Source organism: Streptomyces sp. P9-2B-2 (genome assembly GCF_030406865.1).
In the GTDB taxonomy this organism is placed as follows: domain Bacteria; phylum Actinomycetota; class Actinomycetes; order Streptomycetales; family Streptomycetaceae; genus Streptomyces; species Streptomyces platensis.
This window is the reverse complement of record NZ_CP129126.1, coordinates 8001729-8015444: the sequence shown is the minus strand read 5'-3', so window position 1 is coordinate 8015444 and position 13716 is coordinate 8001729. Positions and strand designations below refer to the sequence as shown.

The window sequence follows — 13716 nt, the reverse complement described above, 5'->3', positions numbered from 1 at the left end:
GTTCCACTCCGCGGAGGCGGGATACAGGTGCTGAGAAGAGAATCATGATGGCGGACGGCGAACCAGAGCCGGGCCCGTCGGAGCCGGCCGGCCGTGCTCCCGCGATCCGGCCTTTCCTGCTGACCGCCGGCCGGGTGGCGGGGGGCGGCACCGGCCCACCGCTCCCGGTCGAGACCCAGGTCGTGGCGACCTCGTCCGGGCTCTCCGCCCTGGGCACGCTCGCCTTCGAACAACACGACATCGTGGCCGCCTGCCGACGGCCGCAGTCGGTGGCGGAACTGGCCGCGCGGCTGCGCCTGCACCTGAACGTGGTCCGGGTGCTGGCGGAGGACCTGCGCGCCGCCGGACATCTGGCGGTCCACGTCCCGGACGCCGGCACAACCCAGGACATTTCCGTACTGCGAAGGGTGATCGATGGTCTCCGTGCCGTCCCCGACTCACGGGGCACACTCCGTGACAGCGGTTGAACAGCCGCCGGTACCGGTCAAGCTGGTCATCGCCGGCGGCTTCGGCGTCGGCAAGACCACGGCCGTCGGCGCGATCTCCGAGATCCGGCCGCTGACCACGGAGGCCGCCATCACCGAGGTCGCGGCGGGCGTCGACGATCTCACCCACACCCCCGGCAAGACCACCACCACGGTCGCCATGGACTTCGGCTGCATCACCATCGACCCGACGCTGAAGCTCTATCTGTTCGGCACGCCGGGCCAGGACCGCTTCGGGTTCATGTGGGACGACGTGGTCGAGGGCGCACTCGGCGGTCTGGTCATCGTGGACACCCGCCGCCTGGACGACTGTTACGCCGCGGTCGACTACTTCGAGCACAAGGGCATCCCCTTCGCCGTCGCCGTCAACGCGTTCGACGGCGAGGTCCACCACAACCTCGATGAGGTGCGCTGGGCACTGGACGTCTCCGACCACGTCCCGCTGGTCGTCTTCGACGCCCGCAACACGGGCTCGGTCCGGGACGCCCTGCTGGTCGTACTCGAAGTCGCCCTGTCCCGCGCGGAAAACACCGTGGCGGGCTGACTCCCGGCCCCGCCGCACCCCTCCCCAGCCCCATAACTACCGGTAAGTGATCAGTTTCACTCGGTATGGAACCCCGCCCGCGGACCACGCCGCCCTCCCGACTGTCATGATCCCTACCGATGCGGAATCCAGCTGATTCCGCACGCACCGAAATGACGGCGAAATCAGGGGTGTTGGCGTGAAGTTAGCGTGGTCGTGGCGGGCTGTGCGACAGCGGACGGGGACCGGCGCGAGCCCCGTCCCGAGCGGGCCGGGGGTGGACCCTCGGGCCCCTCGCTCACGGGCGGCGAGGCGTTACGCAGCGGTCGGCGCGGTCGCCGTCCTCCTCGGCCAACTCCTCAGCGGACACCCCGCCGTGGCACAGGCCGTCGCCCTGCCGGGATCGGCGTTCCCCCTCATTCTCGACGTGGATATGACCCCGAATCCGGTGTGCAGCGGCCCCGTGCACGGCCGGGTACAGGTCTACGACCCCGCCGCGGCGAAGGCCGGAGCGACCGTGGAGTGGCGGGTACGCGCCGGGGCGAAGCAGCTGGCCGGCGGGCGTCTCGCCATGACCTCCAGTGTCGGCACGGCGACGTTCGACATCCCCTTCGACGAGGTGCCGGCAACCGAGACCGCATTGCAGATCGACGCCCGTACCGCCGCCTCCTCCGAGGACGAAAAGCCCGGCCGCTACGGCAAGATATGGCGGGACACCATACGCCGCGGATGCGACCCGGTACGGGTGGCCTCCGTCGGTGACTCCGTGGTCTGGGGGCAGGGCCTGGACCACGACCAGAAGTTCCCCTATCTGACGGGTCAGATGCTCGGCCGGGAGACCGGCCGGGGCCATCAGCAGCTGGACTACTCGATCTCCGGCGCGGTGCTCGACGCACCCGAGCTGCCCGCGGGCAACAAGGACGCGGCCTGTCTGCGCACCACGGAGAAGCAGGATCCGGACGGCGACGGGGAGATGGAGTTCGGCGAGGTCACCCAGCAAATGCCGGATGTGTTCTGCCAGTTGGAGAAGGCGGGCGCGCAGGCACGGGCGGGCGGCTACGGCCTGGATCTGGTCGCCATCAACGGGTGCATCAACGACCTCGACCCCTTCTTCGGCATCGGCGTCGGCATCACCCCCGGCTCGGAGAGCCTGCCCGAGGCGGTCAAGCGCGAGTGCTCCGGCGTCGGCGCGGCCCCGGAGAACCCGGCGAAGGACGTGCCCTACTTCAGCGGTGCGAAGGTCGGCTACGGCGGACGCGGCATGCAGGCGGCCATCGAGAAGGCCCACTCCTTGCCGGGGCACCCGAAGGTACTCGTGGCCGACTTCTACTACGCGCTGAGCCGCAGCAGTTCCCCGATCCCGCTGAAGCGCTGCTCGGCCCCGGGCATCACCGCGGCGCGGCTGCTCTCCTGCAAGGGCGCCCTCGGCAGGGTGTCCGAGCGTTACGAGCAGTACACCCAACTGGCCAACGCGGCCTACCGACAGGCCGCGACCGCCGCCAACAAGACGTCCTCGGACGGCCCGTACGCGACGGCGGCCGACGGACTCTTCACCGTGGACAATGCCGTGCTCACCCCGGACTCCAAGGTCTGGGGCACCCCGGTGACCGACCCGGCGTTCCCCCTGCGCACACGGGCCTGCCCCGAGCTCAGCGCCACTCCGGTGCAGTGTCTGAGCGCGGCCGTCGGCCATCCCGACATCGAGGGCGCCCGGCAGTACGCCGAGTCCTTCCTCCTCAACCCGAGCCTGCGCGAGTGGTTCCACCTCCCCCGGCAGGGCCCCCGGGCCCAGCTGAAGGCCCCCGAGCACGCGCACGTCGGCAGTGAGGTCCCCCTGTCGGTCACGGTGGACGGCAAGGCACCCGCCACCGGATACCGCTACCACTGGTACTTCGGCGACGGCACCCAGCGGGAGACGGACGAGGCGGCCGTCACCCACGCCTACGACCACAAGGGGCCCTGGCTTCCACGGCTCGTGATCACCGGCCCGGACGGCAAAAAGGCCCTGGTCGAGGCCCCACGGGCACTGACCACCGACTGACGCACCACAGGCCCGGCACACCACGAACTGACGTATCACGGGGCCGACACACCACTGACTAACGCACCGCGCACTGACGCGACAACAAAGGGAAAGCACCATCCAAGGGGCGGCTCGCAGACGCGGGCCGTCCCTTGGCGTCGCGCGTGCCCCGCGTCCGCTTCCAGGTCTCCGCCAGGTCTCCGCCGTCGCGAAGACGCTCCCGGCTCTGGCGCGAGCGGCCGGAGAACGATGAGGTGGGCTTCCACGTCGAACAGTCGGACGAGGGCCGCGCGCCCGGCACCGCCCCGTGATGGCACGGGACGGCCCGGACAGCAGCCGCGCGGACGGGAGGAGTGCGGGCATGGAGTTGGAGCTTCGGCACCTGAGGGTGCTGTGTGCGATCGCCGACGCCGGGAGCGTGGGCCGGGCCGCCTCGGACCTGGGGTACTCACAACCGGCCATGAGTACCCAACTCCAGCGCATCGAGGGGCACTTCGGCCATCCGCTGTTCGTCCGGAACACCTCAGGTGTGGAACTGACGCGGTACGGCACGGAGGTCCTGGCGCAGGCCCGTGACGTACTGGCCCGCGCCGCGGCGATCGGCCGCCGCCCCGCCCCGGACGGTACGAGAACCCGCCGCCCCCTCCGCCTGGCCGCGACCAACTCGCCGGTCCTGGCCGGCATGCTCATCCGCCTCCGCAACCAACTGCCCGAGCTCGCGCTCACGGTGAGCAGCGTCTATCCCTCCTCGGAGATCGTCGAACTGCTGGAACACGGCGAGGTGGACGCCGCGATCGCCGCGGACTACCCCGGTCGGGAACTACGCCACTCAGCCACCGTCACCCACCGCGGGATCGTCACCGAACCGTCCTTCGTCGCCCTGCCGGCCGGCCACCGGCTCCGGCACTGCCCCGAGGTGACGCTCGCCGACCTGGCCGACGACGCGTGGTTTCTGACCCCGGACGACGGGGCCGGCTGGCCGGGAGTGTTCTACGCGGCGTGCCGGGCGGCCGGATTCGCCCCGGCGGCGGTCCATGAATTCCTGGGCGACCAGCAGCAGTTGCAGAACATGATCGCCGAAGGCATCGGCGTCTCCATCGTGCAGGCCACGCTCCGGCCGATCCCCGACGTCCTCGTCAAACCGCTGGTCGGCACTCCCCTGTGGTGCCGCTATGTGCTGGCCTGGCGCCGCGAAAGTGCCGCCGACGAACTCGCCGACACCCTCTTCGGCTCCGCCGCCGCGTCCTACCGGGCACTCATCGCCCAGTCCCCCCACTTCCGGACCTGGGCCTCCCGAACCTGGAGCGTGACCAGACCGTAGGGCTTGGTTGCATACCCCGGCTGGCAATACTCAACAGGTCGCCAACGAACGGCAGTTGCAGGCACTCGGCCATCAAGGCCTCCCTCTCCCGGATGTTATGACGAACCCACCTCAGGTGCTATGTCACACCTTATTGTCGCGGTCGGTGTGCGCTGAGAAGGTGCCACTCACGCCTCAGCTCGATCCCGAGGCGCATCTGTCCACGAAGGAGCATGGATGCGCTACCGCTTCCCCCTGCCCAGATGTGCGGCAGGCGGCCTGGCCGCCTGCCTCGCCACCGTCGGCCTGCTGGCCTCACCGGCACTGGCGGCCCCACACTCGCCGACCCCCGACCGGCCCGCCCCCGCGTCCCGGACCGCCTCCCACCCCGTACCACCGACCGGCCCGACAGTCGGCGCGAACGAAAGGTCCGCGCTTCAGGGCCGTCCGCGCGGCATCGCCCAACTGCCCCCGCTCAGCGCGAAGAGTCCCCCCACTTCTTCGACTGCGGCGGGCCACCGGAAGGGCGCGGACCACGGTGCCGCGGCGGCGTGCAGCCCGTCCGACTTCGGCAGCCGGACCGGCCCCGAACTGGTCACCTTCATCGAGGCCTCGACCACGGAGTGCGTCAACACTCTGTTCAGCGTCACCGGCAAGGACGGGTACAACGTCTTCCGCGAGGACCAGATGGTCACCGTGGCCAACGCCTTCCAGGGCAGGGCGATCACGTATCCCGGAAACAACTCGGAGCACACCTGGCAGCTCGTGCTGTTCCTGCGCGCGGGCTATTACGTGCAGTCCAACCACCCGGACGACGTCGGCGACTACGGCCCGACCCTGGCGACGGCCTCCCGGGGCAGCCTGGACGCGTTCTTCGCCAACTCGCACTCCAAGGAGGTCACTTCGGACAACGGCGACATCCTGGGCGAGGTCATCATCCTCTCGGACAGCGCCAACGAACAGGGCCGCTACCTGACCACCTACAAGCAGGTGCTGAGCGCGTACAACAGCTCCTACAACGACATCCCGAGCATGCTGGCCGCGGTCAACGACGTCTACACCCCACTCTGGCGCGGGAACTGGAACCCCGACTACGTCAAAGCGGTCACGGCCGATCCCAGCATCATCGACACCCTCAACACCTTCGCCCTCGACCACCTGGACATGCTGGGCACCGACAACTCCTACCTCGACTCCAACGCCGGGATGAATGTCGCCCGGTACGTCGAACACGCCGCGCTCCAGGAGAAGGTCCGGCCCCTCATGAAGGGCCTGCTGGACGCCTCGAAGATCTCCGGTCCGACCGCGCCCCTGTGGGTCACCGTCGCTTCCCAGGCCGACGCCTACGACAAAGCCAACTGCTCGTACCTCGGCGTCTGCGACCTGTCCGACCAGCTGACCAAGGCGGCCCTGCCGACCACCCACAGCTGCGACGCGACCCACACCGTCAAGGCACAGTCCCTCACACCCGAGGAACTCGACACCACCTGCGCCAGCGTCCTGGCCCAGGGCGCGTACGTACAGAACCTGGTGAAGAACAACGGTCCGATCCCCGGCCAGTACGAATCGACCATCGACCTCGTCGTGTTCGGCAGCCGCAAGGACTACCAGACCTACGCCGGGGCCATCTTCGGCGTCGACACCAACAACGGCGGCATCACCATGATCGGGGACCCCACCAAACCCGACAACAAGCCCATGTCGATCATGTACCAGCGGAGCGACGACAACGGCTTCCCGGCCCGCATCTGGAACCTCAACCACGAGTACACGCACTACCTGGACGCCCGTGACGACATGAAGGGCGACTTCGGCCAGCAGACATCGGTCCCGGACATCTGGTGGATCGAGGGCCTCGGCGAGTACATCTCGTACAGCTACCGCAAAATCACCAACACCCAAGCGGTCACCGAGGCCGGCAAACACACCTACAAGCTGAGCACGCTCTTCCAGAGCACCTACGACAACAGCGACGTCACCCGCACCTACCCCTGGGGCTACCTCGCGGTCCGCTACATGTTCGAGAAACACCCCCAGGACATCGCCACCATGCTCGAACACTTCCGCACCGGCGACTACACCGGCGGCTACGCCGTCTACAACACCGACATCGGCACCCGCTACGACACCGAATTCGACTCCTGGCTCACCACCTGCGCCTCGGGAGCCTGCACCACCAAGGCGACCGCGAAGCCCACACCTTCAGCACCAAGGCCTCGCGCCTGACCTGACCGTCCACTGAGTGAGAGCTTCGGCCCCGGGTGCTTATTGGCCCGGGGCCCCTCCGCCAAGCGGACCAGGACCCGCGGACCAGGACCAACGGCCGATCGCGTCCCTGCCGACCCGGGCTATACGTTCCTTGCACCACCATCCGATGGGTCCTGCCAAGGGCCCGTGCGCCCCAGAGGAACTCCCATGCGCGTCACCGGCTTCGACCACCTCGTTCTGAACGTCGCCGACATCGAGCGATCGCTCGCCTTCTACTGCGGGCCGCTCGGCCTGGAGCCGGTTCGGGTGGACGACTGGCGTGCGGGCGCGGTGTCCTTCCCCTCCGTGCGCGTGAGCCCGACAACCATCATCGACCTCATCCAGGGGCCACGCGAGGGCTCCAACGTCGACCACCTCTGCCTGGTCGTCGAGCCCCTCGACTGGCAGGAGGTCATCGACTCGGGCGAGTTCACAGTGGTGGACGGCCCCGGACCGCGCTTCGGCGCCCGCGGCGAGGGCCAGTCCCTGTACGTTAGCGACCCGGACGGCAACACCGTCGAGCTGCGTTGGTATCCGCAGGACGCGTAGAGGGTGGCGACCGATCTGCATTGGCCCGCCTGATGGGGTTACCCCCACTCCCAAACGGTGGGCCGCCGGATAGGCACCGGCATGTACGTGCGGCAATCGTGTCCTACACAGGTTTTCCGCTTGCCTGGCCGCGACGGCGCCCCGACACCCAGTACCGGGAGCCGACAGCCCGTCAGGCACTCCGGAAGGCCACCTGAAGGATCACTAGGGGGAATAGTGGACCGCTCCATGAAGCGCGCTCTCTCGCGCCGTACGTTACTGGCCGGTGCCGCGGGAGCCGGTGCGGGAGTCGTGTGGGGAGCGGCGGGGAGGGCCGTTGCCGGCGGCTGGGGGCAGCCGGTGGAGCAACGGGCGGTGGACGCCGAGGTGGCGCGCCTGAACCACGGGCTGATCGAACTGCGGCGGGACCTCCACCGGCATCCGGAGGGGCCGGGGCTGGAGCAGCGCACCGCCGGTGTGGTGGCCCGGGAGCTGCGGGCGGCCGGGCTGGCCGTCACCACGGGGGTGGGCGGCCATGGCGTCGTCGGCATCCTGCGGGGCTCACGTCCGGGCCGGACCGTCGCGTATCGGGCGGACATGGATGCGGTGCCGCCCAAGGACATCGTTGGGGGCGGTACGGCACCGGCCCATCTCTGCGGGCATGACGTCCACACCACGGTTGCCGTCGGCGTCGCACAGGTCCTGGCACGGCTGCGCGGGCAACTGGCGGGGACGGTGGTGTTCCTCTTCCAGCCTGCCGAGGAGAACCTGTCGGGGGCCCGTGCGCTGCTCGACACAGGCGTGCTGGAGCGCACCCGCGTGGCGGAGATTCACGCGCTGCACTGCGGGCCGTTCCCCGTCGGCCGGTTCGCGGTGACCCCGGGCTTCGGGATGCCGGGCCAGGACAAGGCGGAGGTGACTGCCTCCGGGCCGGACGCGCCCGACGTTGCGCGGCGACTGGCCGCCGAGATCGGCGCGCTCGCAACGGTGGCACTGCCGCAGACTCCCGCGGACCTTGAGCGGATCGTCGCCGACGCCCGGACTCCGAACGGGCCACTGGCCGAGTTCGTGGCAGTCCGGGCCCGAGCGCAGGAGGCCAAGGTGAGTGTGTCCTACCGCTGTTGGCCTCCGGAGCGGTACCTGGAAGTACGGCAGGACGTCCGGCGCCTGGTCACGTCGTACCCGGAAGCCGGGCTGAGCTTCCCCGCCGAGCCGTTCCCGGCCATGGTCTGCCCGGAGCACGACGCCCGCGCGCTCGCACACCACCTGCGGCGCACACTCAGCCGGGACGCGGTGACCGAGCTCCATGCCGCCTTCCCTCCCTTCAGCGGCGAGGACTTCGCCCTCTACTTGGACCGCATCCCCGGCACGTTCACCTTCCTCGGCGTCCGCGCCCCCGGCGCCCCCATCACCACCAGCTACCCGCACTACCCCGACTTCGCCCCCGACGAGCGCGCCATCAGCGTCGGCGTACGGGCGATGGCAGGCTGGATCGCGGAGCGGGCTCACGGGGTGCATGGCCTGCAAGGTGAGGCAAGCGGGTCCGACCGGTAGGTGCGCCCGGCGGTGACGGGCCAAGCCGGCGGCGTGGGGCAGGATGGCTGAGCTTCGAGCAGGCCGTGCACCGCGACGTCAGGCCCGATGCGCCAACAGGTCGTCCAGTTCGGCTGCGAAGAGCAGTGCGGGGTCGAAGCCCATGTTGGTGAAGTGGCCGGCGAGTTCCAGGGACAGCACGCCGTGCAGGCGGGCCCAGAAAGCCAGGGCCCGGTGGAGGGCCGCTGGCGGGGCGGGGTGGCCGTCGGCCCAGTCGCGGTGGTCTTCGAGGTGGGCCCTGAACGGAGCCGCGGGAGCGTCCGGAGCAAGCGCCGTGCACGCGTCGAGCAGAGTCCCCATGATCTCGGAGGCGATGCCGGTGATGTCCTCGGGCGCGTGGTAACCGGGGACGGGCGTGCCGTAGATGAGGAAATACCGCTGGGGGTCGTCCAGGGCCCAGCCGCGCAGGGCGTGTGCGAGTCCGGCCAGGTCGGCGCCGGTGGTGGAGGCCGCGCGGAGGGTCTCGGCGAGGCTCCGGTAGGCCTCGCGGATGAGTTCGGTGATCAGCTCGTCGCGGCTGGCGAAGTAGCGATAGAGCGCGGGTCCGCTCATCCCCATCTGTTTGGCAATGGCGTTGAGGGAGAGCGCCGACGCGCCCGCCGTGGCGATCTGCTCCCAGGCGCGCTCCATGATTTCTGCGCGCACCTGGGCGCGATAGCGCTCCCTCGGGGTCCTCGTGTCCGTCTCCGCGTCCGCCTTCACCACGACCTGACCCCTTCCCCACCCAAATGGATACACCTTCCAGATTGCGTTAGAGGGTATCACGCACCTGTTGCCCTCTCACACCCCATGGGTTATAACTTCTAACGAAGCCGAGACGGTCTAATCAAACGTGCGGAATGCGCAGTACGGCTACGCAACGCGCACGCCACCGGACGAGGGGAACCCCCGTGGCCACCACAGCCGAATCACCTCAGACTCACGCAGGCCGGCGCGCTCCGCTGCCGGTGACCATCTCTTCCTGGGCCGTCCCCGTCATGGTGGTCGGGCAGTTCGCTTTGCTCGCGGTCCTCCCGGTTGTGATCGTGCTGGTCGGCGCTCACCGTTCCCTTCGCGACCGGGCGGTGCGCTGGGCGGCCACCCTGCTCGCCGTCGTATACGCCGCCCCACTCGCCGTATGGCTGGCTCGGCCCGACGGGGCACAGAGCCTGTCCAAAGACATGCACCCCGTGTTCGCCGGGCTGATCGTCGCCGCGTCGGCCGCAGTCATCGTCGCCCTCCAGCGGGCGCGGACCCGGCGCCTTCCTGCGGGATGACCCGCCCTCCGGGCCGGCGTCCAACTGCCGCTCGCCCACGCCACCGACACCACGGACCAGGAGAGACAAGGGAGACCTCATGTCCGGCATCCCCAACACCCGCATCTGCGCTGCCCTGTTCACCATCCCGCTCGTCGCCATCGCGGCCCTCGGCACCGCTGCCGCACCAGCCGGAGCCACCACCTCTCCTGTCGCCAGGTCCCTCACCTGCCGCGGGGAAGGCGTCGCCCCCCACGCCCTCGTCCGCTACCGGACCGAGACCGTGATCCACGCCCCGCTGCGCATCATCTGGAAACTTCAGACCGACGTGGAGCGCTGGCCGTACTGGCAGGACGCCGTCACGACCATGAGACGCCTCGACCACGGCCCGTTCCGCAAGGGTTCGGCGTTCCGCTGGACGACCCCCGTACCCCCCAACCCCACAACTCCCGCCACCAGTCTCGCGATCACCTCGACCGTCGAGCAGCTCAAGCACCACTCCTGCATCCGCTGGACCGGCCCCGCGGTCGGCGAAGGTCTGCGCATCGACGGCGTTCACGTGTGGAACTTCACCAGGGTCAAGGGCGGCGTCCGCGTGAGCACCGAAGAGACCCACACCGGCGCCGAGGTCGAAGCCGACGTTCCCACCGCGACCAAACTCCTCCGCCAGGGCCTCGAAGCCTGGCTGCGCGACCTCAAAACCGCCGCCGAAGCCCCCACCCACGACCGGCCGCACTGAACCACGAACAGGACCGGTCCCGCGCCGCCGCTCTCCTCTGCGTCATGTGCGAGGAGGCCGGCGGCGCAACATACACCGACCGTGTCGCCACTCCCCGAAGAGACCGCGCAGACCTCCGACCTGCGGCGCACCCGCCACTCAGCCCTTCAACGAGAGCGCTCAACTTCCAACGCGGGAGGGCATCTTGGTGGTGGCCGGGTCCGGGATGCCATGCCGCGTGAACGCCAACAGCACGAGTCCGAGGCAGCTGAACGCGGCGCCCAGTGCGCATACGGCGCCCCAGCCGGCCACCGCGTAGAGGGAGGTCGCGGTGATGGCGCCGGTGGCGCTGCCGATCGAGTAGAAGACCATGTATCCGCCGATCAGCCGGCTGCCCGCGTCCGGGTGCAGCGCGTAGATCAGAGTCTGGTTGGTGACATGGACCGCCTGCACGGCGAGGTCGAGGAGGATCACCCCGACGCACAGGGCCCAGAGCGAGCTGCGGGTGAAGGCCAACGGCAGCCATGAGGCGGCGAGCAGTGCCAGGGCGATGCCGGTGGTCCGGCCGGAGAGTCCGCGGTCGTTGAGGCGGCCCGCCACGGTCGCGGCCAGGGCGCCGGTGACACCGATCAGCCCCAGCGCCCCGATCGCGCTGTGGGGCAGGAAGTACGGGGCCTCGCTGAGCGGCAGCGCGACGCTGCTCCACAGGGTGCTGAAGGCGGCGAAGATCAGCAGGCCGAACAGGGCGCGGAGCCGCAGCAGTCGTTCCCGTACGAACAGGGTGATCGTGGAGCGCAGGAGCTGTCCGTAGCGCAGGGTTGTCGGCGGAGCGTCAGTGTGGTGCGGCAGCACTCGGTACAGGACCAGGGCGAGCAGCGCGGTGAGCGATGCCGAGGCCAGATAGACGGAGCGCCAGCCCGCGAGATCGGCCAGGAGGCCGGATGCGGTGCGGGCGAGCAGGATTCCGATGACGACACCGCTGGTCACCAGACCGACGACCCGTCCGCGTCCGGCGGGAGGGGCCAGTGATGCCGCGAAGGCCACCAGCGTCTGCGTGACGACCGCGAGAAGCCCCATCGCGGCCATGCCCACGAGCAGGATTGCCGCCGTGTGGGCAGCGGCCACCACGACCAGCGCCACCACCAGGAGCAGCAACTGGGCCACGATGAGCCGTCTGCGGTCCGCCACGTCGCCCAGCGGCACGAGGAAGAAGAGCCCCAGCCCGTACCCGACATGCGTGAGGGTGACCACGCTGCCGACAAGTGCTGGGCTCATGGCGAGGTCGTGTCCCATCGTCACCAGGAGCGGCTGGGAAAAGTAGACGTTGGCGACCGCGGCCCCGCAGGCGACGGCGAACAGTATGACGACGCCTCGGGACAGGACGGCCCCGGGTCCCTCCCCGCTTCGGGCCCCGGGACCGTTCCCCCTTCGGGCCCCGCTCCGTCGCGTCACAGCCTCACCGTTGCCGGGCATCAGCACTCCCCCACATCTGGTTTCAACTTGCTACCACTGGTGACGGTAAGCATCTTGGTAGCATGTTGCAACCGTTAAGTGAGTGAGGGAGGGACGCCATGGTGACCAGGACGCGCTTCGACGACAGCGAATGTCCCGTCGCCCGGTCGGTGGACGCGATCGGCGACTGGTGGTCCCTGCTGATCGTGCGGGACGCCTTCGACGGAAGCCGGCGCTTCGGGGAGTTCCAGCGCAGCCTCGGCGTAGCGAAGAACATCCTCACCGCGCGGCTGCGCACTTTGGTCGCCGGTGGTGTCCTCGAATCCGTCCCCGCCTCGGACGGCAGCGCCTACCGCGAGTACGTACTGACTCCGAAGGGCAGGGCACTCTTCCCCGTCGTCGTGGCACTGCGGCAGTGGGGCGAAGAGAACTTCTTCGCCCCGGACGAGCCGCACTCACAGTTGGTCGACCGCCAACAGGGCCACCCCCTCCGCGCACTGGAAGTACTGTCCGCGGACGGACGGCGGCTCGACCCCGACGACACCACCGTCCACAAGGTCTCCGGCCAGTGATCCCAGCGTTCATTCACAGAGCGCGAACGACGCTCGCTCTCGCCACTTGGCGCCGTCATAGGCCATGAGGTCAACAGACGAGACCCGGGACATAAAGGGGAGTTGGCCGAGAAGGTCGACTTCAACCTCATCCAGGACGGCGTCGTCCTGGCCATCGGCGATCGTCAGGTGAGGGACGATCTCGGTGAACTTGCCGCCATAGGGAGGGGCTTCGGGCCACCGCTCAGCGACCACCTCAGTGAGCCGTCGCAACTGCGTGTCCGGCTCAGGAGCGAGATACAGCACCCCCGGAAACCGCCCGCAGCGCTCAAAACGCAGGTCAAAGGCACGGTGCTTGCCGAGTAAGTCAGCGAGAGCCGGGCAGACTTGCGAGCCCATGCGGCTCTCGGCGAGGAACGGGAAAAGCACCGTGACATGTGCTGGAACCCCTGCTCGGGCCGATGGATCGAACCGTTCACGCCATGCGCGGACGGCCGACTCAGCCTCCGGGACCCTGACGATGAGCCCTGTCTGGCCTGCCTGAAACCTGCTCGTGCTGTCGTCTGTCATGCGACGGCATGCTGCCATCTTCGCGGAAATCGACAGCAGTCACGGTCCGTCGGTGATCACGAGCGATCCACTGCGCGCCGCAAGCGGATTCTCGCCCCTCACCGGATGGATGACCGCCGAAGAACCTCACCATCACCTTGCATCGCCCGGAGCAGGAGCGGTCCGCACGGAGACTGTCAGGGAGGCGTGTGCAAGAGGCGGAACGGCTTGTTCAGAAGACCTCCGCATGTGTGCCACACCACAGTATGGTGAACTCCGGACAACGCCCTCAGTGGTCTTCCGTGATGCGCCTCAGCGCTGCGGTGATCCACTGTCTGGGCTGCACGGGGGCCGAGGGTAACGGCCCTGGTCAGGGGGTGTCGTGTGGGGACTACGGTGCAAGACTGGTGGCTCGGCCATGGTGTCGGCGGTGTACGGACCGGATGGCCTGGACTGCCTAGAGCGTTGATGTACCTTCCTCCGAAGGTGATGAGACACCTCGTCACCTGACG

Annotated in this window: 13 protein-coding genes; 10 read left to right on the top strand and 3 right to left on the bottom strand. The window is 69.1% G+C overall.

All coding sequences use genetic code 11. The annotated features are described in order from the left end of the window. Positions 1-47: 47 nt before the first annotated feature. The 7 genes from QT196_RS35150 to QT196_RS35120 all read left to right on the top strand — a co-directional run bounded on the left by QT196_RS35150 (position 48) and on the right by QT196_RS35120 (position 8660). A complete protein-coding gene (locus QT196_RS35150) occupies positions 48-467 on the top strand; it encodes a DUF742 domain-containing protein (RefSeq protein ID WP_168484204.1) in 420 nt (139 codons plus the stop codon). After that, a complete protein-coding gene (locus QT196_RS35145) occupies positions 415-1029 on the top strand; it encodes an ATP/GTP-binding protein (RefSeq protein ID WP_168482679.1) in 615 nt (204 codons plus the stop codon). The genes QT196_RS35150 and QT196_RS35145 overlap by 53 nt, the downstream gene beginning before the upstream one ends. 355 nt (positions 1030-1384) lie before the next feature. Continuing rightward, positions 1385-3049, top strand: a complete 1665-nt coding sequence (locus tag QT196_RS35140; protein ID WP_290356380.1) for a PKD domain-containing protein — start codon at positions 1385-1387, stop codon at positions 3047-3049. 343 nt (positions 3050-3392) lie between these two features. After that, positions 3393-4352, top strand: coding sequence for a LysR family transcriptional regulator (locus tag QT196_RS35135; RefSeq protein ID WP_168482677.1), 960 nt, complete (start codon positions 3393-3395; stop codon positions 4350-4352). A gap of 216 nt (positions 4353-4568) precedes the next feature. Then, the gene (locus QT196_RS35130) at positions 4569-6557 is read left to right on the top strand and encodes a collagenase (RefSeq protein ID WP_266732759.1); all 1989 of its coding nucleotides are present in this window, start codon (positions 4569-4571) and stop codon (positions 6555-6557) included. 189 nt (positions 6558-6746) lie between these two features. Beyond that, positions 6747-7127 carry a VOC family protein gene (locus tag QT196_RS35125; RefSeq protein ID WP_290356379.1) on the top strand — a complete coding sequence of 127 codons (381 nt, stop codon included), beginning with the start codon at positions 6747-6749 and terminating at the stop codon, positions 7125-7127. A gap of 228 nt (positions 7128-7355) precedes the next feature. Beyond that, on the top strand, positions 7356-8660 hold the full coding sequence (locus QT196_RS35120; RefSeq protein ID WP_290356378.1) for an amidohydrolase: 1305 nt from the start codon (positions 7356-7358) through the stop codon (positions 8658-8660). A 78-nt stretch (positions 8661-8738) separates the two neighbouring features. Here the strand turns inward: QT196_RS35120 and QT196_RS35115 are convergent, their stop codons facing one another. Next, on the bottom strand, positions 8739-9404 hold the full coding sequence (locus QT196_RS35115; RefSeq protein WP_266732756.1) for a TetR/AcrR family transcriptional regulator: 666 nt from the start codon (positions 9402-9404) through the stop codon (positions 8739-8741). Positions 9405-9646: 242 nt separating this feature from the next. Here QT196_RS35115 and QT196_RS35110 point away from each other — a divergent pair, with 242 nt between their 5' ends. Both QT196_RS35110 and QT196_RS35105 read left to right on the top strand, forming a co-directional pair. Further along, positions 9647-9955 (top strand): hypothetical protein, encoded by a 309-nt coding sequence (locus tag QT196_RS35110; RefSeq protein ID WP_168482673.1) that lies wholly within the window; start codon positions 9647-9649, stop codon positions 9953-9955. Between the two features lie 79 nt (positions 9956-10034). Further along, positions 10035-10673 (top strand): SRPBCC family protein, encoded by a 639-nt coding sequence (locus QT196_RS35105; RefSeq protein WP_290356377.1) that lies wholly within the window; start codon positions 10035-10037, stop codon positions 10671-10673. A gap of 159 nt (positions 10674-10832) precedes the next feature. On the opposite strand, the gene QT196_RS35100 is transcribed toward QT196_RS35105, so the two are convergent. Next, positions 10833-12131 (bottom strand): MFS transporter, encoded by a 1299-nt coding sequence (locus QT196_RS35100; protein ID WP_290356376.1) that lies wholly within the window; start codon positions 12129-12131, stop codon positions 10833-10835. Positions 12132-12223: 92 nt separating this feature from the next. Here QT196_RS35100 and QT196_RS35095 point away from each other — a divergent pair, with 92 nt between their 5' ends. Beyond that, positions 12224-12676: a helix-turn-helix domain-containing protein gene (locus tag QT196_RS35095; protein ID WP_168482671.1), complete on the top strand. Its 453-nt coding sequence runs from the start codon at positions 12224-12226 to the stop codon at positions 12674-12676. A gap of 9 nt (positions 12677-12685) precedes the next feature. Here the strand turns inward: QT196_RS35095 and QT196_RS35090 are convergent, their stop codons facing one another. Continuing rightward, positions 12686-13225, bottom strand: coding sequence for a 2'-5' RNA ligase family protein (locus QT196_RS35090; protein ID WP_266732748.1), 540 nt, complete (start codon positions 13223-13225; stop codon positions 12686-12688). Between the last annotated feature and the right edge of the window lie 491 nt (positions 13226-13716).